The organism is Stenotrophomonas sp. Ker107b, assembly GCF_053847245.1.
Map to the genome: position 1 here is coordinate 2,012,715 of NZ_JBSPHX010000001.1, position 22,242 is coordinate 2,034,956.

Annotated in this window: 20 protein-coding genes and 3 tRNA genes; 2 read left to right on the forward strand and 21 right to left on the reverse strand. The window is 63.9% G+C overall.

Features of this window, described 5'->3' with window-relative positions; genetic code table 11:
• Position 1 precedes the first annotated feature (1 nt).
• The 21 genes from rimP to ACWV8V_RS09235 all read right to left on the reverse strand — a co-directional run bounded on the left by rimP (position 2) and on the right by ACWV8V_RS09235 (position 19,807).
• Positions 2-592 carry a ribosome maturation factor RimP gene (rimP, locus tag ACWV8V_RS09135; RefSeq protein WP_123730641.1) on the reverse strand — a complete coding sequence of 197 codons (591 nt, stop codon included), beginning with the start codon at positions 590-592 and terminating at the stop codon, positions 2-4.
• Positions 593-1,285: 693 nt separating this feature from the next.
• Positions 1,286-1,362: transfer RNA gene (locus ACWV8V_RS09140), tRNA-Met, on the reverse strand.
• Positions 1,363-1,515: 153 nt separating this feature from the next.
• A tRNA-Met gene (locus ACWV8V_RS09145) sits at positions 1,516-1,592 on the reverse strand.
• A 121-nt stretch (positions 1,593-1,713) separates the two neighbouring features.
• Positions 1,714-3,174 carry an NADH-quinone oxidoreductase subunit NuoN gene (nuoN, locus tag ACWV8V_RS09150; RefSeq protein ID WP_259261441.1) on the reverse strand — a complete coding sequence of 487 codons (1,461 nt, stop codon included), beginning with the start codon at positions 3,172-3,174 and terminating at the stop codon, positions 1,714-1,716.
• A gap of 36 nt (positions 3,175-3,210) precedes the next feature.
• A complete protein-coding gene (locus ACWV8V_RS09155) occupies positions 3,211-4,719 on the reverse strand; it encodes an NADH-quinone oxidoreductase subunit M (protein ID WP_259261440.1) in 1,509 nt (502 codons plus the stop codon).
• Between the two features lie 23 nt (positions 4,720-4,742).
• The gene (gene nuoL, locus ACWV8V_RS09160) at positions 4,743-6,941 is read right to left on the reverse strand and encodes an NADH-quinone oxidoreductase subunit L (protein WP_455899512.1); all 2,199 of its coding nucleotides are present in this window, start codon (positions 6,939-6,941) and stop codon (positions 4,743-4,745) included.
• Positions 6,942-6,948: 7 nt separating this feature from the next.
• Complete coding sequence (gene nuoK, locus ACWV8V_RS09165; RefSeq protein ID WP_019182685.1) at positions 6,949-7,254, reverse strand: NADH-quinone oxidoreductase subunit NuoK; 306 nt, start codon at positions 7,252-7,254, stop codon at positions 6,949-6,951.
• A complete protein-coding gene (locus tag ACWV8V_RS09170; RefSeq protein ID WP_455899629.1) occupies positions 7,251-7,907 on the reverse strand; it encodes an NADH-quinone oxidoreductase subunit J in 657 nt (218 codons plus the stop codon). Before ACWV8V_RS09170 ends, nuoK begins: the two co-directional genes overlap by 4 nt.
• Positions 7,908-7,916: 9 nt before the next feature.
• The gene (nuoI, locus tag ACWV8V_RS09175) at positions 7,917-8,405 is read right to left on the reverse strand and encodes an NADH-quinone oxidoreductase subunit NuoI (RefSeq protein ID WP_121038409.1); all 489 of its coding nucleotides are present in this window, start codon (positions 8,403-8,405) and stop codon (positions 7,917-7,919) included.
• A 3-nt stretch (positions 8,406-8,408) separates the two neighbouring features.
• Positions 8,409-9,500 (reverse strand): NADH-quinone oxidoreductase subunit NuoH, encoded by a 1,092-nt coding sequence (nuoH, locus tag ACWV8V_RS09180; protein ID WP_102788058.1) that lies wholly within the window; start codon positions 9,498-9,500, stop codon positions 8,409-8,411.
• Complete coding sequence (gene nuoG / locus ACWV8V_RS09185) at positions 9,497-11,746, reverse strand: NADH-quinone oxidoreductase subunit NuoG (protein WP_455899513.1); 2,250 nt, start codon at positions 11,744-11,746, stop codon at positions 9,497-9,499. Before nuoG ends, nuoH begins: the two co-directional genes overlap by 4 nt.
• A complete protein-coding gene (nuoF, locus tag ACWV8V_RS09190; protein WP_123730636.1) occupies positions 11,743-13,083 on the reverse strand; it encodes an NADH-quinone oxidoreductase subunit NuoF in 1,341 nt (446 codons plus the stop codon). The genes nuoG and nuoF overlap by 4 nt, the downstream gene beginning before the upstream one ends.
• A 3-nt stretch (positions 13,084-13,086) precedes the next feature.
• Positions 13,087-13,614, reverse strand: coding sequence for an NADH-quinone oxidoreductase subunit NuoE (nuoE, locus tag ACWV8V_RS09195; RefSeq protein ID WP_121038421.1), 528 nt, complete (start codon positions 13,612-13,614; stop codon positions 13,087-13,089).
• Between the two features lie 94 nt (positions 13,615-13,708).
• Positions 13,709-15,016, reverse strand: coding sequence for an NADH-quinone oxidoreductase subunit D (locus tag ACWV8V_RS09200; protein WP_121038424.1), 1,308 nt, complete (start codon positions 15,014-15,016; stop codon positions 13,709-13,711).
• Positions 15,013-15,765, reverse strand: a complete 753-nt coding sequence (locus tag ACWV8V_RS09205) for an NADH-quinone oxidoreductase subunit C (RefSeq protein WP_121038427.1) — start codon at positions 15,763-15,765, stop codon at positions 15,013-15,015. Before ACWV8V_RS09205 ends, ACWV8V_RS09200 begins: the two co-directional genes overlap by 4 nt.
• Positions 15,766-15,797: 32 nt before the next feature.
• Entirely contained in the window at positions 15,798-16,352 is a 555-nt protein-coding gene (locus ACWV8V_RS09210; protein WP_019182677.1) for a NuoB/complex I 20 kDa subunit family protein, read from the reverse strand.
• Positions 16,343-16,699 (reverse strand): NADH-quinone oxidoreductase subunit A, encoded by a 357-nt coding sequence (locus tag ACWV8V_RS09215; protein WP_026069699.1) that lies wholly within the window; start codon positions 16,697-16,699, stop codon positions 16,343-16,345. Before ACWV8V_RS09215 ends, ACWV8V_RS09210 begins: the two co-directional genes overlap by 10 nt.
• A 112-nt stretch (positions 16,700-16,811) precedes the next feature.
• A tRNA-Leu gene (locus ACWV8V_RS09220) sits at positions 16,812-16,896 on the reverse strand.
• A gap of 49 nt (positions 16,897-16,945) precedes the next feature.
• A complete protein-coding gene (gene secG, locus ACWV8V_RS09225) occupies positions 16,946-17,386 on the reverse strand; it encodes a preprotein translocase subunit SecG (protein WP_026069698.1) in 441 nt (146 codons plus the stop codon).
• Between the two features lie 55 nt (positions 17,387-17,441).
• The gene (tpiA, locus tag ACWV8V_RS09230) at positions 17,442-18,197 is read right to left on the reverse strand and encodes a triose-phosphate isomerase (protein WP_346467811.1); all 756 of its coding nucleotides are present in this window, start codon (positions 18,195-18,197) and stop codon (positions 17,442-17,444) included.
• 674 nt (positions 18,198-18,871) lie between these two features.
• Positions 18,872-19,807, reverse strand: a complete 936-nt coding sequence (locus ACWV8V_RS09235; RefSeq protein ID WP_259261436.1) for an isopenicillin N synthase family dioxygenase — start codon at positions 19,805-19,807, stop codon at positions 18,872-18,874.
• A 393-nt stretch (positions 19,808-20,200) separates the two neighbouring features.
• Between ACWV8V_RS09235 and ACWV8V_RS09240 the strand changes: the two genes are divergently transcribed.
• The gene (locus tag ACWV8V_RS09240) at positions 20,201-21,352 is read left to right on the forward strand and encodes a glycosyltransferase family 4 protein (protein ID WP_455899514.1); all 1,152 of its coding nucleotides are present in this window, start codon (positions 20,201-20,203) and stop codon (positions 21,350-21,352) included.
• Positions 21,339-22,193: a polysaccharide deacetylase family protein gene (locus tag ACWV8V_RS09245; protein WP_455899515.1), complete on the forward strand. Its 855-nt coding sequence runs from the start codon at positions 21,339-21,341 to the stop codon at positions 22,191-22,193. Before ACWV8V_RS09240 ends, ACWV8V_RS09245 begins: the two co-directional genes overlap by 14 nt.
• The last annotated feature ends 49 nt before the right edge of the window (positions 22,194-22,242 follow it).

Here is a 22,242-nt window from a genome sequence, read left to right on the forward strand (position 1 = left end):
CTCACTCCGCCCGCGGCTTTTTGGCCGCCTGCTCGTTGGATGGTTTCTTGTTCGCCTTGCCACCCTGTTTGGGTGCCGGGCCAGTCGGTTTGGTCGGAGCCAGGCCGAGGGCGGCCCAGTCCGGCATGATGCGTGCCTTGTCGATGTTGTCGATGTCGGCGGTAAACGGGGCATTGTCGACCTTGAAGGTGACCGTGCCTTGTTCGATATCCACGGCGAGGATCTCGCCCTGCAGACGGCGGCGGCCATCCTGCGGCAGGCTCAGCGTCACCTTGGCCGATTCGCCGATGGCGCGCTCGAACTGGTCGCCGGTGAACAGCGGGCGGTCCACGCCCGGCGAAGACACTTCCAGCGTGTAATTCGCCGTGATCGGGTCTTCGACGTCCAGCTGGGCGGACACTTCGCGGCTGACGCGTTCGCAGTCGTCGATGTTGACGATGCGCTCGGGCTGTTCGGCCAGCGGCACGTCGATGTACAAACGCAGCGTGGCACCACCCGGGGCGGTCAGATATTCCACGCCCAGCAGCTCGAGACCCAGCGACTGAACGGTGGGGGCGAGCAGATTCGCGATTTCGGTTGCCTTGTCGCTCACAGTCGGCCTTGATTCGTTGAAAGAGATACGGGTCTGGTCCGTTGCATGGACCACCTTCCGGAAACAACAAAGGGCCCGTTGGGCCCCTGTCCGGTACAACTCCGGTCATGCTGGATTCCGGTGCAGATGCGCACGTGGTGCGTTCCTGCGAGCCCAGCGTTCCGGGGGTCACGGCGGCCTGGGTACAGGTTGCCGTTCCTGGAAGCCGGTTGCGGGGCCTGTTCATTTCCGTTGACAGGAGATGAGTAGACAGTCCGCTAAGCCACTGATGATAGCCGTTGCACCTCGCTGGTGCAATGGCTGGGGTGGTTTGTCGCCTTCCTATTTGGAAAGCTGAACAGCGGACGCGGGTCTTTTGACCTTCGTCATGGGCAGCGGCGGGGGCAGGTCCGCGGGACGCGCCGTGAACCCCGCTCCGCGGCCCGGCCCAGCCGCTGGCGGCTGTGCGTTCGAACGCATGCGAGGCAGTGCCTCGCAGGCAATGCGCCCTCACCCATGGGGGCTCATGGGCGACATCCATGTCGCCCAATGGTCCCGCCAACCTGCCTGCACCGCTGCCTACGGAAATGGCTGGCCAGTCACCGAAGTCGCAAGCAAAGGCGGGCAACATTTCAGGCGATGCCACAACGAAAAAAGCGACCTCGTTGCCGAGATCGCCTTTTCGTCTACTGCATCTGCACTGCAGATTTTCTGTGGTAGCGGGGGCAGGATTTGAACCTGCGACCTTCGGGTTATGAGCCCGACGAGCTGCCAGACTGCTCCACCCCGCAGCAGAAGCGGAATTGTAAGGGAGTTTGAGTTCCCGTGCAACCCCTTTGAAACATCGGCTGTGCAAAGCGAGCCAGACCCTGGAACGAAAAAAGCGACACCGTTTCCGGTATCGCTTGATTCGTCCACTGCCTCCGGCTTGCACCGGAGCTATATGGTAGCGGGGGCAGGATTTGAACCTGCGACCTTCGGGTTATGAGCCCGACGAGCTGCCAGACTGCTCCACCCCGCAGCAGAAGCGGATGAGTGCGGAAGACCCGGGGGACTTCCTAGCAACGATGTTCTGGCGAAACCGCTGCATCAACAACTCAGGAGATGAATATTACACGAGTTGCGCACGTTTGTATCGTTTTTTACGAAATATGTGCAAATGCCTGCTGGCACCACACCATGATCGGGTTCCACGCCACACCCAGGGCCAGCAGCGCCAGGGCATTCACGCCCAGCACCACGCCCAGCACGCGGTCGTTGTTGGCCGGCAGCGGCTCACCCACCGGCTCATCGAAGTACATGACCTTGATCACGCGCAGGTAGTAGAAGCAGCCGATCACGGCGCAGATCACGCCGACCATGGCCAGCCACAGCATGTCGCCCTGGATCGCGGCACCGAGCACGGCCAGTTTGGTCCAGAAGCCCAGGAACGGCGGGATGCCTGCCAGCGACGCCATGATGCACAGCACCAGGCCGGCCATCCACGGGTTGCGGGCATTCAGACCCTTGAAGTCTTCGATCTTCTCGGCTTCAAAGCCATTGCGCGACAAGGCGATGATCGCGCCGAACGCGGCAGTGGACATGATCGCGTAGCTCAGGGCGTAGAACAGCGCCGCCGAGTAACCCCGCTCGCCACCACCGGCCATGCCCATCAGCAGGAAGCCGATGTGCGAGACGGTCGAGAACGCGAGCATGCGCTTGAGGTTGGTCTGCGCGATCGCCATCAGGTTGCCGATCACCAGCGACAGTGCGGCCAGGCCACCGATCAGGTACTTCCACTCGTCGGCCAGCGGACCCACGCCCATTTCCAGCAGGCGGTAGGCCATGCCGAAGGCCGCCAGCTTCGGGGCCGAGCTGATGAACAGCGCGACCGGTGCCGGGGCACCCTGGTACACGTCGGGCAGCCACATGTGGAACGGGGCGGCACCCAGCTTGAAGGCCACGCCGGCGATCATGAACACCGCGCCGGTCAGCAGCAGCATCTTCTCTTCGGTATGCGGAATGGCCGCGTTGATGGCGTCCAGGTGCAGCGAGCCGGTGGCGCCGTAGATCAGCGACATGCCATACAGCAGCAGACCCGAAGCCAGCGAACCCAGCACGATGTACTTCATCGCCGCTTCCGAGGCCAGACCGTTTTCACGGTTGCTGGCGACCAGCGCGTAGGAGCACAGCGCCAGCAGTTCCAGGCCCAGGTAGACCATCAGCAGGCTGCCCGCCGAGACCAGGATCATCATGCCCGCGGTGGCGAACAGGATCAGCACCGGGATTTCGCCCTGGTAGAGCTTGCGCTCGCGCAGGTAGCTCCAGCCGTAGATCAGGGTCAGGCCGCTGCACAGCACGATCACGGTCTTCATCACGTCGGCCGCGGTGTCGCGGACGAACATGCCGTGGAAGACCTCGCCCTGCCCGCCCACTCCGGTGGCGAGCATGAAGAACACGACCGCCAGCGCAGCGACCGAGAACAGGTGGGTCCAGATCTTGTTCTTCTCACTGATGAAAAGATCAAGCATCAACAGGGCGAACGCACTGCCGACCAGCACCAGCTCGGGAGCGAGCGGCGGGAGGTCAGCGGCGGTCAGTGGCAACAGCGGCGAGGTGGTCATCATCAAATCCTGGAATCAATACTCTCGACGGCCCGATTACAGCAGCTTGCTGGATGCGATCTGCATCGCCAGCTTCGCGATCGAGGGCTCCATCAGGTCGGTCAGCGGCTTGGGGTACAGGCCCAGGGCAAGGGTGCCCACGGCGAATACACCCAACACCAGCCACTCGCGACCGTTGATGTCCTTCAGTTCGGCGACATGGGCGTTGGCCACCTCACCGAAGAACACGCGCTTGTACAGCCACAGCGTATACGCCGCGGTGATCACCAGGGTGCTCGCCGCGCCGAGTGCCAGCCACGGATTGCGCTGGAAGCTGGCCATGATGATCATGAACTCACCGACGAAACCGCTGGTACCCGGCAGGCCGGCATTGGCCATGAAGAACAGCATGGCGAAGGTGGCGAACCAGGGCATGACGTTGACCACGCCGCCGTAATCGGCGATGCGGCGGCTGTGCATGCGGTCGTACAGCACGCCGACGCAGGAGAACATCGCGCCGGACACGAAGCCGTGCGAGACCATCTGCACCATTGCACCCTGCAGGCCCAGGCGGGCCGCATCCGGATTGCCGGCGTCACGCACCAGCCACAGGGCGATGAAGGTACCGAGGGTCACGAAGCCCATGTGCGCGATCGACGAATAGGCGATCAGCTTCTTCATGTCGTCCTGCACCAGGGCGACCAGGCCGACGTAGATCACCGCGATCAGCGACAGCGTGATCACCAGCCATGCCCATTCCTGCGAGGCGTCCGGGACGATCGGCAGGTTGAAGCGCAGGAAGCCGTAGCCCCCGATCTTCAGCGCGATCGCGGCCAGGATCACCGAACCGGCGGTGGGCGCTTCGACGTGGGCGTCCGGCAGCCAGGTGTGGACCGGGAACATCGGCACCTTGACCGCAAACGCGATCAGGAACGCGAAGAAGATCCAGGTCTGTTCCTTGCCCGACAGCTGCAGCTGGTACAGGTCGGCCAGCTGGAAGCTGCCACCCTTCAGGTACAGGTAGATCAGGGCCACCAGCATCAGCACCGAGCCGAGGAAGGTGTACAGGAAGAACTTCAGCGCGGCGTAGATGCGGCGCGGGCCACCCCAGACACCGATGATCAGGAACATCGGGATCAGCATCGCTTCGAAGAACACGTAGAACAGCATCGCATCCGTCGCGGCGAAAATACCGACGGTGACACCTTCCAGGATCAGGAAGGCGGCCACGTACTGGTTCACGCGCTTGTCGATCGCGCTCCAGGCACCGATCAGGGCCAGCACCGAGACCAGCGTGGTCAGCAGGATCAGCGCGATCGCGATGCCGTCGACGCCGAGGTTGTAGCCGATGTCGTAGGCGGGGATCCAGGCGCGGGTCTCGACGAACTGCAGCGCGTCGATTCCCGTGTCATAGCCGCTGAGCAGCGACAGGCTGGCCACGAAGGTCAGCACCGCGACACCCAGCGACGCCCACCGGGCGGTTTGGGCATCACGGATGGCAAGGATCAATGCACCGCCGATGATCGGCAGCCAGATGAGAACACTAAGTAGGGGCCAGTTCGACACGTCTTCTTATTCCGTACAGGTCATCAACGCAGGTAATGCATCAGGACGCCCAGAAGGGCAATCAGGCCGATGATCATCGCGAAGGCGTAGTGATAGAGGAAACCGGATTGGGTGCGACGCAGCAGGTTGGCCGCCAGATCGATCAGGCGCGCCGAACCGTTGACCACCACACCATCGACCACATTCGTGTCGATCGCGCGCGAAACCTTGCCGAGCTTGATACCGCCGCCGGCGAAACCGCCGATCCAGAGTTTGTCGAAGCCGTACTTGTTCTCCAGCACCGACACGATCGGCGCGAAGGTCTTGCGGGCCTTGCCGGCCAGTTCCGGCTTCCACAGGTAGAACAGCGCCGCCAGCAGGAAGCCGACCACCGTCAGGATGAAGGCCGGGGCCATCATGCCGTGGATGGCGAAGGCCACCGGGCCGTGGAACTCTTCGGCCAGCGCACCGATGGTGTTGCGCGCCGGGTCGTAGAAATCAACGATGCCGGTGAAGAACGAATGCGTCTGGCCCGGGATGGCGGTCTCGGCGTGGTGGCCGGCCCAGTCGGTGCCATACAGCATCGGACCGATGCTGAAGAAACCGATGACCATCGAGGGGATCGCCAGCAGGATCAGCGGCAGCGTCACCACCCACGGGGTTTCGTGCGGCTCGTGCGCGCCATGGCCGTGGCCATGATCGTCATGATGCGCGTCGCCATGGTGGGCATCGGCGGCATGCGCGTCAGCGGCGTGGTGATCGTCATGGCCGTGACCATGACCATGATCGTCATGCGCATCGCGGAAGCGTTCCTTGCCATGGAAGGTCAGGAACAGCAGGCGGAAGCTGTAGAAGCTGGTCACGACCACGCCACCCAGCACCGCCCAGTACCCGTAGGTCGCCACCCAGCTCGAGGACACATGCGCGTGGTGCTGCGCGGCCTCGATGATGGTGTCCTTGGAGTAGAAGCCGGAGAAGAACGGGGTACCGACCAGGGCCAGCGTACCGATCCACATGGTGATGAAGGTGATCGGCATGTACTTGCGCAGGCCGCCCATCTTGCGCATGTCCTGCTCGTGGTGCATGGCGATGATCACCGAGCCCGCGCCGAGGAACAGCAGCGCCTTGAAGAAGGCGTGGGTCATCAGGTGGAACACGGCCGCCGAGTAGGCCGACACACCCAGGGCGACGGTCATGTAACCCAGCTGGGACAGCGTGGAGTACGCGACGACGCGCTTGATGTCGTTCTGCACGATGCCGATCAGGCCGGTGAAGAACGCGGTGGTGGCGCCGATGAACAGCACGAAGTTCAGTGCGGTCTGCGACAGCTCGAACAGCGGCGACATGCGGGTGACCATGAAGATGCCCGCGGTGACCATGGTCGCGGCATGGATCAGCGCCGAGATCGGGGTCGGGCCTTCCATCGAGTCCGGCAGCCAGACGTGCAGCGGCACCTGGGCCGACTTGCCCATCGCACCGATGAACAGGCAGATGCAGATCACCGTGGCGACCGACCAGATCACCGGCTCGCTCATCACCGGGATGGAGGTGCCGAACAGATTGATCGTGCCCGACCAGATCTGGATCAGCGCATCCGGGTGGCCCAGCACCTGGGCATTGGCGAACACGGTGGCGTAATCCAGGGTGCCGAACACCCACAGCACGCCGGCGATGCCGAGGATGAAGCCGAAGTCACCGACACGGTTGACCAGGAAGGCCTTCATGTTGGCGAAGATGGCGGTCGGGCGCTTGAACCAGAAGCCGATCAGCAGGTACGAGACCAGGCCCACCGCTTCCCAGCCGAAGAACAGCTGCAGGAAGTTGTTGCTCATCACCAGGGTGAGCATCGAGAAGGTGAACAGCGAGATGTAGCTGAAGAACCGCTGGTAGCCCGGGTCATCCTGCATGTAGCCGATGGTGTACACGTGCACCAGGAAGGACACGAAGGTCACCACGACCATCATCATCGCAGTGAGCTTGTCGACCATGAAGCCGACGTGCGCCGAGTACTGACCCACGTCGAAGAACGTATAGAGGTTCTGGTTGAACGGCTGGGCGCCGCCCCACAGCAGCATGTACAGCACGTAGCTGGACAGCACGCAGCTGACCGCCACGCCGAGGATGGTGACCGCCTGCGCGCCAGCGCGACCGACCTGACGACCGAACAGGCCGGCGATGATGCTGCCGAACAGCGGTGCGAGCACCACTGCGATCAACAGACTCTTGGAGAGAGTGATTTCCATCTACGGATCAGCCCTTCAGCGAATCGACTTCGCCGACATTGATGGTGCGGCGAGTACGGAACAGGGTTACCAGGATCGCGAGGCCGATGGCGGCCTCGGCCGCGGCCACGGTCAGGATGAAGAAGACGAACAGCTGTCCGGCCGTATCACCCATCTCACGCGAGAACCCGACGAAATTGATGTTGACCGACAGCAGCATCAACTCGATGGACATCAACAGCACGATGATGTTCTTGCGGTTGAGGAAGATGCCGGCAAGGCTGATGCAGAACAGCACCGCACCCAGCGCCAGAATGTGGCCAAGCGTGATCATGGCTGCGCCTCCTCGTTGCTGGACGGCTTGATGTTGGTGTGCACGATCGGCTTCTCCACATCCATCTTGACGATGCGCAGGCGATCGCTGCCCTTGACCATGGTCTGCTCGGACGGGTTCTGGGTCTTCAGGCCGGTGCGGCGACGCAGGGTCAGCATCACGGCGGCAACCACGGCCACGGTCAGGATGACGGCGGCGAACTCGAACGGCAGCAGGTACTCGGTGAACAGGCTGCGGGCCAACCAGGTGATATTGGAGGTGTCAGCCGCCAGCGCGGCAGCGTTGTCGGCCGGGAACGGATTGACCGCCCTGCCCTTCACGCCGATCAGCACCAGCATCTGCACGAGCATCGTCACCGCCACCACCAGGCCGAGCGGCAGGTAACGTACCCAGCCCTCACGCAGGTTGGAGGGATCGATGTCCAGCATCATCACCACGAACAGGAACAGCACCATGACCGCGCCGACGTAGACCAGCACCAGCGCGACACCGAGGAACTCGGCCCCGACCAGGATCCAGATGCAGGCCACGGAGAAGAAGGTCAGGATCAGGCACAACACGGCGTAGACCGGATTGCGCACGCTGATCACCGCCGCAGCGGAAATGCCCGCCACGATGGAGAAGACCCAGAAACTGATATTTACCCAATCCATCATTCGACCTCAGCGGAAAGCGGCATCGGCGGCGCGACGCTCGGCGATCTCGGCTTCAAGCCGATCACCGATGGCCAGCAGCTGCGGCTTGGTAACGATGTTCTCGCCACGGTTCTCGAAGTGGTACTCGAGAATGTGGGTCTCGACGATCGAGTCCACCGGGCAGCTTTCTTCACAGAAGCCGCAGAAGATGCACTTGAACAGATCGATGTCGTAACGGGTGGTACGGCGGGTGCCGTCCTCGCGCTTGGCCGAATCGATGGTGATCGCCAGCGCCGGGCACACCGCTTCGCACAATTTGCATGCGATGCAGCGTTCCTCACCGTTGGGGTAGCGGCGAAGTGCATGCAGACCGCGGAAACGCGGCGACTGCGGGAACTTCTCCATCGGGTACATCATCGTGTACTTGGGCTTGAAGGCGTACTTCAGGGTCAGCCACAGACCACCGAGCAGCTCAAGGAGCAGCAGGCTTTTGAAGTAATGAGTAATTCGGTTCATCGCTTAGACGCCCTTCTGGATCACGCCGTAAAACACCATCAACGCCGTCACTGCAATCCAGAAGATGGTGAGCGGGATGAAGACCTTCCAGCCCAGACGCATGATCTGGTCGTAACGGAAGCGCGGGAAGCTGGCACGGAACCAGATGTAGGAGCTGGCGAAGAAGAAGACCTTCAGCAGCAGCCACGGCCAGCCGCCCTTCCAGATCCAGTCGATCCACGGCGAGATGTCTGCCGTGATCCACCCCTGGAGCGGGCTCAGCCAACCACCGAGGAAGAAGATCGAGATCAGGAAGCTGATCAGGATCATGTTGGCGTATTCGGCCAGGAAGAACAGCGCGAACGCACCACCGGAGTATTCGACCATGTGGCCGGCCACGATTTCCGATTCACCTTCCACGACGTCGAACGGCGCGCGGTTGGTTTCGGCGACGCCGGACACCCAGTACACGATGAACAACGGGAACAGCGGCAGCAGGAACCAGTCGAACAGACCGGAGTTGCCCGCCTGCGCCATCACGATGTTGCTCAGGTTGAGGCTGCCCGAGGCGATCATCACGCCGACCAGGGCGAAGCCCATCGCGATTTCGTAGCTGATCATCTGCGCCGAGGCGCGCATGGCACCCAGGAACGCGTACTTCGAGTTGGACGCCCAACCGGCCAGGATGATGCCGTACACGCCCAGCGAGGTCATCGCCAGCAGATACAGCAGGCCGGCGTTGGCGTTGGACAGCACGATCTGTGCGTCGAAGGGAATCACCGACCAGGCCGCGAAGGCCGGGCCCAGCGTGATCAGCGGCGCAAGGATGAACATCGCCTTGTGCGAGCTGCTCGGCTGGATGATTTCCTTGAACAGCAGTTTGAAGACGTCGGCGAAGGCCTGGAAGATGCCCATGCCGACATACATCGGGCCATGACGCACGTGCATCCAGCCGATCAGCTTGCGCTCCCAGACCACGTAGAAGGCCACCGAAATGATCACCGGCATGGCGATCACCAGGATCTTCAGGATGATCCAGAGCAGCGCGCCGATGTCGCCCAGTGACAGCAGCCACTGGTGCAGCGGGTCGACCGCGTTCAACAGCAATTCGTTCATGCAGCCACCACCGTTACGCGTGCGGCACCCAGCGGTGCGGTTGCACCGTGGCCCGATTCAATCCAGACCGAACCCGCGGCGACGCGGGCGTCCACCACCACCGGCAGGGTGGCGCGACCGGCATCGGTGCCGACCTTGGCCATCTGCCCTTCGACCAACTGCAGGCGGGCGGCATCGGCGGTGTTGAGCACGATGCGCGGCGCGGTGTTGAGCGGATGCGACTGCAGTGCCTGGGCGCGACGGACCACCGCATCGGTGCGGTAGATCGCGGCGGTCGAGGTCACTTCCAGGCCCTCGCCTGCCACCGGCGTTGCCGCCGAGGAAGAGACGGTGACGCTGACCGGTGCCAGGCTGGCGCGCAGGCCGGCCAGATCGGTGAACTCGAAACCGGCCAGCGACAGTTCGCCGCCCAGTGCACGCAGCACGCGCCAGCCTTCACGCGCCTCGCCCGGCAGCTTGCCGCCGGCACGGGCCGACTGCTCGCGACCATCGAGGTTGGTCAGGGTGGCATCCACTTCCGGCAGTGCACCGATCGGCAGGATCACGTCGGCGACATCGCGGGTCGAGGCACAGGCGAACTGGCTGAAAGCCACCACCTGGGCACCGGCCAGTGCCTTGCGGGCAGCGGCGGCGTCGGCGAAGTCCAGGCCCGGCTCGATGCCGTAGATCGCATAGGCCTTGCGCGGCTGGGCCAGCATGGCGTTGACGTCCTTGCCGGCCGGCAGCACGCCGGCGCGGGTAAGACCCACGGCATTGGCGCCCTGCGGGATACGGCACAGCTTGGCACCGGTTGCAGCGGCGAAATCACGCGCGGCGGCGCGGATCGCGGCAGCCTGCGGGTGGTTTTCGGCGATGCCACCGACGATCAGCACGGCGTTGCTGGCGCCCTTGACGGCATCCCGCAGCTCGGCATTGCCCAGTGCGTCGATGAAGGCCGACGGGGCGACGATCTGCTTGCTGGCCAGCTTGAACGCGAAATCGAAGTCCACCGGATTGACGGCGTGGATCTTCGCGTTGCGCGTGGTCTGCGCCTTGCGCAGGCGGGCATGCAGCAGCGGCAGCTCGTGGCGGATGTTGCTGCCGAGCACGACGATGCTGTCCGCGCCTTCGATCTCGGCCAGCGGCAGGCCGAACACTTCGGCGGTGGCGGCGTCGGAGAAGTCGCGGTTGTTGATGCGGTGATCGATGTTCGTGGTGCCCAGGCCGGCGGCGAGACGGGCCAGCAGTGCGCCCTCCTCGTTCGAGGCCGACGGGTGCACCAGCACGCCGAGGTCGTCGCCCTGGTTGGCGGCGAAAATTTCCTTGGCAGCGGCCAGGCCTTCAGCCCAGCTCACTTCCTTCCACTCGCCATTGAGCTTGCGCAGCGGCTTGACCGCACGGTCATCGCTGTACAGGCCCTGGTGCGAATAGCGGTCACGATCGGACAGCCAGCATTCGTTGACCGACTCGTTGTCGCGCGGCACGGCGCGCAGCACTTCGCCGCGGCGCACGTGCAGGAACAGGTTCGAGCCCATCGCATCGTGGTAACCCAGCGACTCGCGCGCGGTCAGTTCCCACGGACGGGCGCGGAACTGGAACACCTTGTTGGTCAGCGCACCGACCGGGCAGACGTCGACGACGTTGCCGGACAGCTCTGTGGTCAGCGGCTTGCCGTCGTAGGTGCCGATCTGCAGGTTTTCACCGCGGTACATGCCACCCAGTTCATAGGTACCGGCAACGTCGGCGGTGAAGCGGACGCAGCGGGTGCACTGGATGCAGCGGGTCATTTCGGTGGCGACCAGCGGACCGATGTCCTCGTCGGGCACCACGCGCTTGCGCTCGTTGAAGCGGCTGACCGAACGGCCATAGCCCAGCGAAACGTCCTGCAGTTCGCACTCGCCGCCCTGATCGCAGATCGGGCAGTCCAGCGGATGGTTGATCAGCAGGAATTCCATCACCGAGCGCTGGAACTTCAGCGCCTTTTCACTGCGGGTGGCGACCTTCATGCCATCCATGACAGGCGTCGCGCAGGCCGGTGCCGGCTTGGGCGACTTTTCCACGTCGACCAGGCACATGCGGCAGTTGGCGGCGATCGGCAGCTTCTCGTGGTAGCAGAAGCGCGGGATCGGAATGCCCGCCTTGTCGGCGGCCTGGATGATCATCGAGCCCTTGGGCACGACCAGGGACTGGCCGTCGATTTCGACGGTGACATGTCCCTCGGGCACCACGGCCGGCGTCACGCCCGGGTTGTTGGGTTGCGCGCTCATGCGGCGGCTGCCTCCACCTTCTTGCCGTCAACCATCGAATGACCGTTGACGATGTAGTACTCGAATTCGTCCCAGAACTGGCGCAGGAAGCCCTGGATGGGCCATGCCGCCGCTTCACCGAACGCGCAGATGGTGTGACCTTCAATCTGGCCGGCCACCGTCTTCAACTGATGCAGGTCTTCCATCGTGGCCTTGCCGGCGACGATGCGCTCCAGCACGCGGTGCATCCAGCCGGTGCCTTCACGGCACGGGGTGCACTGCCCACAGGATTCCTTGTGGAAGAACTGCGAGATACGGCAGGCGAACTTGACGCAGCAGACGCTGTCGTCCAGCACCACGATAGCGCCCGACCCCAGACCGGTGCCCAGGGCACGCAGGGTGTCGTAGTCCATCTGCAGGCCCTTGAGCTCTTCAGCCTTCAGCACCGGCATCGAGACGCCGCCCGGGACCGCGCCCTTGAGCGTGCGGCCCGGCTTCAGACCACCGGCCATTTCCAGCAGGTCGTCGAAGGTGGTGCCCAGCGGCACTTCGAAGTTGCCGCCCTTCTGCACGCAACCGGAAACCGAGAAGATCTTCGGACCGCCGTTCTTGGTCAGGCTCAGGCCTGCGAACCATTCCGGGCCGTTGCGGATGATCGCCGGCACCGAGGCATAGGTCTCGGTGTTGTTGATCGTCGACGGCTTGCCGTACAGGCCGAAGTTGGCCGGGAACGGCGGCTTGTAGCGCGGTTGGCCCTTCTTGCCTTCCAGCGATTCCATCAGCGCGGTTTCTTCGCCGCAGATGTAGGCGCCGGCACCCAGCGCACCGTAGATGTCGATGTCCACGCCGCTGCCGAGGATGTCCTTGCCAAGCCAGCCGTTCGCGTATGCGTCTGCCAGGGCCTGCTCGAAGTTCTCGAACGGCTCGTGGTGGAACTCACCACGCAGGTAGTTGTAGCCCACGGTCGAGCCGGTGGCGTAGCAGGCGATCGCCATGCCTTCCACGACCGAATGCGGGTTGTAACGCAGGATGTCGCGGTCCTTGCAGGTCCCCGGCTCGGATTCATCCGAGTTGCACAGGATGTACTTCTGCATGGTGCCCTTGGGCATGAAGGACCACTTCAGGCCGGTCGGGAAACCCGCGCCGCCACGGCCGCGCAGGTTGGACTGCTTGACCATCTCGATGACCTGCTCCGGCGAGATCTTCTCTTCGAGGATCTTGCGCAGGGCGGCGTAGCCACCGGTCTTGAGGTAGCTCTCATACGACCACGGGGTGTCGTAATGCAGGGTGGTATAGACCACCTGGTGCGGCAACGGTGCGGGACCGACCGGACCACTGGGTGCGTGATGATGTGCCATGTCTTACTCCAACCCGTCCAGCAGCTCGTCGACTTTCTCGACGGTCAGGCGCTCGTGGTAATGGCCATTGATGACCATCATCGGCGCACCGGCGCAACCAGCCAGGCATTCTTCTTCGCGCTTGAGGTAGATGCGGCCATCGGCGGTGGACTGACCGGTCTTGCAGCCGAGCTTCTTCTCGGCGTGCGCGACCAGGTCTTCGGCACCGTTCAACCAGCAGCTGATGTTGGTGCAGAAGGCGACGTTGTGGCGGCCGACCTTCTCCAGTTCGAACATCGAGTAGAAGCTGGCGACCTCGTAGGCCCACACCGGCGGCAGATCCAGGTACTTGGCGACGCCGGCGATCAGTTCGTCGGTCAGCCAGCCCGCATTCTGTTCCTGTGCGGCGTGCAGGCCCTGCAGGACAGCCGAGCGCTTGCGATCCGGCGGGAACTTGGCCAGCCAGTGATCGATGTGCGCACGGGTCTTGTCATTCAAGACCACCATCGGGTCGACGTCGCGCGCCGCCTCGAAATTACCTGTCGCCTTCATCGGCCGACCTCAGCGAATACGAAATCGTTAAAAACCAGAACCTGCAGCGCCGGCAGCAGCCGGCGGGTGTCAGGCGTCGTGCAAGCGGATGCGATCACCGGTCCACCTCACCGAACACCAGATCATAGGTGCCGATCATGGCCACCACGTCGGCGAGCATGTGCCCGCGCACGATCGAGTCGATCGAGGACAGATGGGCGAAGCCCGGCGCGCGCAGATGCACGCGGAACGGCTTGTTGGCACCATCGGACATCAGGTAGCAGCCGAACTCGCCCTTGGGCGCTTCGACGGCGGCGTAGGTTTCGCCGGCGGGGACGCAGTAGCCTTCACTGAACAGCTTGAAGTGATGGATCAGCGCTTCCATGTCGTCCTTCATGTCTTCGCGGCTGGGCGGCGCGACCTTGAAGTTCTTGACCATGACCGGACCCGGGTTGGCCTTCAGCCAGGTCACGCACTGCTTGATGATGCGGTTGGATTCGCGCATCTCGGCCACGCGGCACAGGTAACGGTCGTAGCAGTCACCTTCCTTGCCGAGCGGGATGTCGAACTCGACCGCGTCGTACTTGGCATACGGCTGCTTCTTGCGCAGATCCCAGGCAATGCCCGAGCCGCGCAGCATCACGCCGGTCATGCCCCAGGCGTGGGCCAGTTCCGGGGTGACCACGCCGATGCCGACCGTACGCTGCTTCCAGATACGGTTGTCGGTCAGCAGGGTTTCGTATTCGTCGACGCGCTTGGGGAACTCAACGGTGAAGTTCTCCAGGAAATCCAGCAGCGAACCTTCGCGCGAGGCGTTGAGGTTCTTCAGGGCCTTGCCCTTGTGCCAGCGCGATTCCTTGTACTTGGGCATGTGGTCCGGCAGGTCGCGGTAGACGCCGCCCGGACGGTAGTACGCCGCGTGCATGCGCGCGCCGGAGACCGCTTCATAGCAGTCCATCAGCTCTTCACGTTCGCGGAAGGCGTACAGCATGACCGCCATCGCGCCCAGATCGAGCGCGTTGGACCCCAGCCACATCAGGTGATTCAGGATGCGGGTGATTTCGTCGAACATGGTGCGGATGTACTGGGCACGCTCGGGCGCCTCGATTCCCATCAGGGTCTCGATCGCGCGCACGTAGGCGTGCTCGTTGCACATCATCGACACGTAATCCAGGCGATCCATGTAGCCGATCGACTGGTTGAACGGCTTGGACTCGGCCAGCTTTTCGGTACCACGGTGCAGCAGGCCCACGTGGGGGTCCGCGCGCATGATGGTTTCGCCGTCCATTTCCAGGATCAGGCGCAGCACACCGTGCGCGGCCGGATGCTGCGGGCCGAAGTTCATCGTGTAGTTGCGGATCTCCTGCCGGAGTTCGGCTGGATTGCTCGCAAAGGCCTGGCTGGCCTGGTGGAATTCACTCACTTGCTTGCCTCCGTCTGCGCGCTTTCGCCGGCAGCGGTCTGGAAACGGGCGTCGTCACGGATGACACGCGGCACGCCGACGCGCGGCTCGACCGAGGTCACCGGCTCGTAGATCACGCGCTGCTTCTCTTCGTCGTAGCGCACTTCGACGTTGCCGATCAGCGGGAAATCCTTGCGGAACGGGTGCCCGACGAAACCGTAGTCGGTCAGGATCCGGCGCAGGTCCGGGTGACCTTCGAAGATCACGCCGAACAGATCGAACGCTTCGCGCTCGAACCAGTTCAGGCCCGGCCAGATGTTGGTCAGCGACGCGACCACCGGCAGCTCCTCGTTCGGCGCAAAGCAACGGATGCGCATCGTGAGGTTGTGCTGGTAGGAACGCAGCTGGGTAACCACGGCAAAACGCTGCAGCGGGATCGGCTGCGGCTGGGCGCCATCGCTGGTTTCGCGGGTGGGGAATTCACCCCAGGCGAAACGACCGACGGACTTGCCCTCCACGCCACGGCTGAAGCCCTGGGACGACACATCGGCCGTATCCCATTCGTCGCTGCCATAGCCGAGGTAGTCCAGGCCGCACAGGTCAACCGCCTGCTCGAAACCGAATTCGTCGCGCAGCGCCAGAGCGGTGGCATGCCAGTCAGCGGCGGGCACTTCCAGCGTCACTTCGCCGCGGGGTTCGACCACGAAGACCTGCGCACCTGCGAAACGTGCGGAAAGTCGGTCGATGAAGGAATGTGCTTGCTCTGCCATGGGGGCTTGGCGTGCTCTTGTCAGGAGGGATGTCAGCGGGCGATGGTCTGCGTACGCCAGATCTTCTTCTGCAACTGCAGGATCCCGTACACCAGCGCTTCGGCGGTAGGTGGGCAGCCGGGGACATAGATGTCCACCGGCACCACGCGGTCACAGCCACGCACTACTGCATACGAGTAGTGGTAGTAGCCGCCACCGTTGGCGCAGCTGCCCATCGAGATGACCCACTTCGGGTCCGGCATCTGGTCATAGACCTTGCGCAGGGCCGGAGCCATCTTGTTGACCAGGGTGCCGGCCACGATCATCACGTCGGACTGACGCGGCGACGGGCGGAACACCACACCGTAACGGTCAAGATCCAGACGCGCCGCACCGGCGTGCATCATTTCCACTGCGCAGCAGGCCAGACCAAAGGTCATCGGCCACATCGAACCGGTACGCGCCCAATTCAACAGCGCATCGACGCTGGTGGTCACGTAGCCCTTTTCGAGCAGGGGGTTGTCGCCTTCGGGGCGCAGGATGTCATCGACCCGCCCTTCCGGGACCGGGTTGTTCATCAGGCCGTCGAGCGTCTGAATTACTCCCATTCCAGCGCTCCCTTCTTCCAGACGTAAATGAAACCGAGGAAAAGCATGCCTACGAAGAGGCCCATCGTGACCAGCGAACGTGCGCCCAGTTCCATGAAGACCTGGGTCCACGGCACGATGAAGATGATTTCCAGATCAAATACGATGAACTGAATCGCGATCAGGTAGTAGCGCACATCGAACTTCATGCGCGCGTCCTCGAAAGCCTCGAAGCCGCATTCGTACGGCGAGAGCTTTTTAAGATCAGGACGTCGGGGACCGAGGAATCGGCCAACCAGCATCAGCGCAACGCCGATACCGGTGGCAACGATCAGAAACAGCAGAGACGGCAAATATTCGGCCAGCACAGCGATTCTCTCTTGCCTCTGCCGCTGCGCCTGCAGGCGCTTTGGCATGGGGGAGTGGACGGATACCGCTACCTGGCGCTTTGCGCGCCAGACGAACCCGCTTACAAACAAATGGTGCCCAAGAGGGGACTCGAACCCCTACGACTCTCGTCGCTACCACCTCAAGGTAGTGCGTCTACCAATTCCGCCACCTGGGCTTACGATCGCACCGGTTGTTCTCCAGTGCGCCGCATATTGTAACCGTCTTCAGCGAGTCTGGGTGCCTTCCGAAGGCTTTTCTTCACCAGATTTCGGCGTTTCCGCCTGAGCCGGCACAGTGGCCGACGGAACAGGCTGCTGCGCCGGGGTTTCCGGGGCCTTCGGGACGGCCGGAAGCTCGCCTGCCGGTGCGGCCGGCGCAGTGGCGGCCGGCGCAGACATCAGACCCAGATCCTGCTGCGCCGCCGGGCGCGAGCCATGGCTGGCGTACCAGGCCATGAAGAGGCTGATGCCGAAGAACACCACGGCCAGCCACTTGGTCGACTTGGACAGGAAGTTGGACGCGCCACGCGCGCCGAACACAGTGCCCGAGGCGCCGGCACCGAAACCCGACCCTGCGGCCGCGCCGGAACCACGCTGCATCAGGATGAGCGCGATCATGGCCACTGCGACCAGCACGTAGACCACATTGAGGATCAACATCAGCATTTCGAATCCGTCCTCGGACATGTCGTGCCGGCGGTTGGGCCGACAACGTAACTAATTAGCGCCCCGCCGCCGCGGCAGCGATGGCAAGGAAGTCCGCGGCCACCAGGGAGGCGCCGCCCACCAGCCCACCATCGACATCGGGCTGTGCGAACAGTTCCGCGGCGTTGTCGGGCTTCACGCTGCCGCCATAGAGGATCGACAGTGAATCCGCAATTCTAGCATCGAGCTTGGCCACTTCGCCACGGATGAACGCGTGGACCTGCTGGGCCTGCTCCTTGGAGGCAGTCCGGCCGGTACCGATGGCCCAGACCGGCTCATAGGCGACCACGGCCTGGGCGAAGCCGGCGGCGCCGACCAGCTCCAGCACCGGGGCGAGCTGGGCGGCGATGACCGCCTCGGTCTGATCGGCCTCACGCTGCTCGAGGGTTTCGCCCACGCACAGGATCGGGGTCAGGCCGGCATGCAGTGCGGCGGCGAACTTGCGGGCGACCAGTTCGCTGCTTTCGGCGTGGTACTGGCGGCGTTCGGAATGGCCGACCAGGCCATAGCGGGCACCGACTTCAGCCAGCATGGTGGCCGAGACTTCGCCGGTGTAGGCGCCCTTTTCGTTGCTGCTGACATCCTGGGAGCCAAAGGTGACGGCGCGGCCTTCGAAGGCTTCGACCAGTTCGCCCAGGTACGGGAGCGGCGGCAGGACCACGACTTCGACGCCCTGCAGTGGGAGGTCGGCAACCAGGTCACTGACCAGGTCGGTGGCGAATTGGCGGCTGCCGTGCAGCTTCCAGTTACCGGCGACGATCTTGCGGCGCATGGCGGGGGCTCCTTTGGGTATCAGCCGCCCATGATAACGGATGCAACGAATTGGCGTTGGCGGGAAAACGCTTACATTTCAATTGGATATTTATTTTTCGTTGCGGCCCCAAGTCAAAAGCAAAGGCGACGGGGCCGGTGGACGTGCCCGGACTGGGCGGGCGTGGGTGGGTTGGCGGCACACGCCGTAAACCCCGCTCCGCGGCCCGGCCCAGCCGCTGGCGGCTGTGCGTTCGAACGCATGCGAGGCAGTGCCTCGCAAGCAATGCGCTCTCACCCATGGGGGCTCGATATGCGCCATCCATGGCGCATAACGGTCCCGCCAACCCACCCACGCCCACCCTCTGACAGTGTGTCGGCTTGCATGGAACAGCTACAAAGCGCCGGATCGGATTTGAGGCTGCCCTGCCCTGCCATCCGGCGAAGAAATCTATCGGGGGCGAGCGCTGTCATGCCCAGCCGGGACCGTCGGGCGCCATGGATGGCGCACGTCGAGCCCCCATGGACGGGTTTACGGCGCGTCCCGGCTGGGCATGGCAGCGCTCGCCCACACGGGGCAGCGAATAGCCAAATGCAACCAGGGCAGCAATGTTTGGAGCCAGCCAGAGGCAGGCAATACACGAAACGAAGAAGGCCGCCTTGCGGCGGCCTTCTCTTTTGCTCCAGTGGGATCGCTTACTTCAGCTTGATCTCGCGCAGGCGCTCTTCCAGGAAGCCGTGGGCGGTGATCGGCTCCGGGTAGCGGCTCGGGTTTTCCGGGGTGATGCAGGTCGGCAGCACGTCGATCAGGAAATCCGGGTTCGGGTGCAGGAAGAACGGCACCGAATAACGCGGCTGGCGGGCCTGCTCGCCCGGGGGATTGACCACGCGGTGGATCGTCGACGGGTACACGTGGTTGGTCAGGCGCTGCAGCATGTCGCCGATGTTGACCACGATGGTGTCCGCGTCCGAGGTGAAGGGCACCCACTTGCCTTCATGCGACTGCACTTCCAGGCCGGCCGCGCTGGCGCCGACCAGCAGCGTGATGAAGTTGATGTCGCCGTGGGCACCGGCGCGCACGTTCGGGATGTTCTCGGCGGTGATCGGCGGGTAATGGATCGGGCGCAGGATCGAGTTGCCGTTGTTGGTCTTGTCCGCGAAGAAGTCTTCCGGCAGGCCGATGTGCAGCGCCAGGGCCGACAGGACGCGCGAACCCAGTTTGTCCAGGGCCTGGTAGATGCCATAGCCACGCTCGCGGAAGCCCGGGACCTCGCTGGGCCACAGGTTCGGGGCCATCACGTCACGGTACTTGGAGTCGTCAGGAATCTCGCGACCGATGTGCCAGAACTCCTTCAGATCGAAGTGCTGCGAGCCCTTGGCCGTCTCCACGCCGAAGGCGGTGTAGCCGCGCGCGCCGCCGCTGCCGGGCACGTGGTACTGGCGCTTGGTCTCTTCCGGCAGGGCGAAAAAGGCCTTGAAGACCTCATAGGCGGCGTCGATATCGGCCTGCGGAATGCCGTGGTTGCGGATGCCAGCAAAGCCCCATTCGCGGTAGGCCGCACCCAGCTCGGCCACGAACGCGTCGCGGTCGGTGTCAAAACGGGTGATGTCGAGGGTGGGGATCTGGCTCACAGCGATTCCTGCTTGTTCATGTGGTCGGTGGGCCAGCTGTGGCCCGGCTGAACATTGTGCCAGATCGGGCCAACCCCGCCACCGATACATTGATACAAACCGATACAATGCGCGCGCCCAGAAGGCCAGAACGGGCCACCGGCGACGCCCTGGCGCCGCCCCCATTACTCCTTGCGTCGCCCGGTCCGCCTCATGGATGCCCCCGCTCTCCCCCTCATCGCCGATGGCGTTGCGCTGACTCACGCCGGCAGCGGCGAGACCGTGCCGGGCCGTCCGCACTACCCCAAACCCACGGCACTGCACCGCGCATCGGATGCGCTGGCGCAAACCGCAGGCAACAACGACAGCCGCTCGCGAAGTGCGGGCGCTTTTTTACACATGGATTGTCCAACGATGAACGCGCCCCTGAAAATTCTCCACACGGAAGCCGCCAAGGGATTTGGTGGGCAGGAGATCTACATCTACCGCCACATGCTGGCCATGCGCGACCGCGGCCACGAGGTCTCCCTGCTCTGCCAGCCCGGCGCCCGCCTGGGCGAGATGGCGCGCGAAGCCGGCTTCACCGTCCACGCGCTGAAAATGGGCGGCCTGCTGCGCATGCTGCGGGGGATCTGGTCGGTCTCGCGTCTGGTACGCCGCCATGGCTACGATGTGGTCAACACCACCAGCCGCCGCGACAGCCTGATCGCCGCCGCCGGTGCCCGGCTCGGCGGGACGCCGCTGGTGGTGCGCTCGCGCCACCTGATGAGCCCGATCAACTCGCTGCTGACCTACACCGGCCTGCCCCATCGGGTGATGACGGTGAGCAGTTTCGTCAAGAAGCTGATGGTCAGCCGCGGCATCGAGGATGCGCACGTTGGCATCGTCCCGCCGATCGCGGTGCCGCCGCAGTGGTCGCAGATCGCCAAGCGCGACCCGTGGCAGTGCCTGCAGGACACCCGCGCGGACGTGCGCGCGGAGCTGGGCTTCGATGACGAACAGATCGTGGTCGGCTGCGTCGCCGTCCTGCGCGAGCCCAAGGGTCACCTGGAACTGCTGCAGGCGATGGCACCGCTGTGCCGCGCCGACCCGCGCGTCCAGCTGGTGATCGTCGGCGACGGGCAGCCGGTGATGGATCGCCTGATCGGACTTCGCGAGCAGCTCGGCATTGCCGCCCAGGTGCATCTGCTCGGCTACCGCCACGGCGCTTGCCGGCTGATGACCGGCTTCGATATCTTCGCGCTCGCCACCCACAAAGAAGCCGCCGGCACGGTGTTCCTGGAAGCGGCGTATGTCGGCGTGCCGATCGTTGCGACCCGAGTGGGTGGCGTGCCGGAAATGGTGGTGGAAGGCAGCAATGCCCTGCTTGCTCCGCTGGGCGACCAGGCGGCGCTGACCGGCGCACTGCGCACCCTGATCGAACAGCCCGACCGCCGCCAGCAGATGGGCCTGGCGGGGTGGGAATGGATGCGCAGCGCCCACCGTTTCACCCCGACCGGTCACACTGAAGCGACCGAACACTATTACCACCAGTGGTTGAAGGAACTGGGCCATGGCCAACGCTAGATCCGTCCCGGTGCTGATGCACCACCATGTGTCCCCGTCCCCGGGAATGATCACGGTCTCGCCGGAGAATTTTGAAAGCCAGATCGGCTGGCTGGCGGCCAACGGCTGGACATCGCTGACGCTGGACCAGTACGCCGACTTCCTCGCCGGCAAGCCGACCCCCGCCAAATCGATCGTGATCACCTTTGATGACGGCTACCTGGACAACTGGGTGTACGCGCACCCGATCCTGGCCAAGTACGGCATGCACGCGGTGGTGTTCGTGGTCACCGGCTGGATGGGCGAAGGCGATGTCCGCCCGCATGCCGGTCAGGCCGGCGCCACCCTGCCCGCAACGCCGGACCATCGCGGCTGCGAGGCCGCGATCCTGCGCGAAAACCGCCCGGACGAGGTGATGATGCGCTGGAGCGAAGCGCGCGAAATGATCGCGGCCGGCACGTTCGAGGTGCACTGCCACACCCACACGCACACGCGCTGGCTCAAGCAGGATATCTCCCGCGAGCACAAGCGCCAGGGCATCAGCGGCGACCTCTCGGTGGCACGCGACGTGCTGCAGCAGCAGTTGGGCGCAGTCTCGGACACGCTGTGCTGGCCGTACGGCGATTTCGACGAGGACTACGTGCAGATCGCACGGGCGCAGGGCTTCAACTACCTGCATACCACCCATCCGTTCGGCCGCAACGTGGTCGGCGGCGATCCGGGACACATCTACCGGTTCGCGATCCGCGACCGGCCGGCGAGCTGGCTGCGCAAGCGCATCGCCTACAGTTACCACCCGTTGATCGCACCCCTGTTCAACCGCTTCAAGGCGAAGAAAAAGAAGATGGTGGCGGGGCCGTAACGCGCCACCGCGCTGCAACGAAAACGCCCCGGTCTCCCGGGGCGTTTTC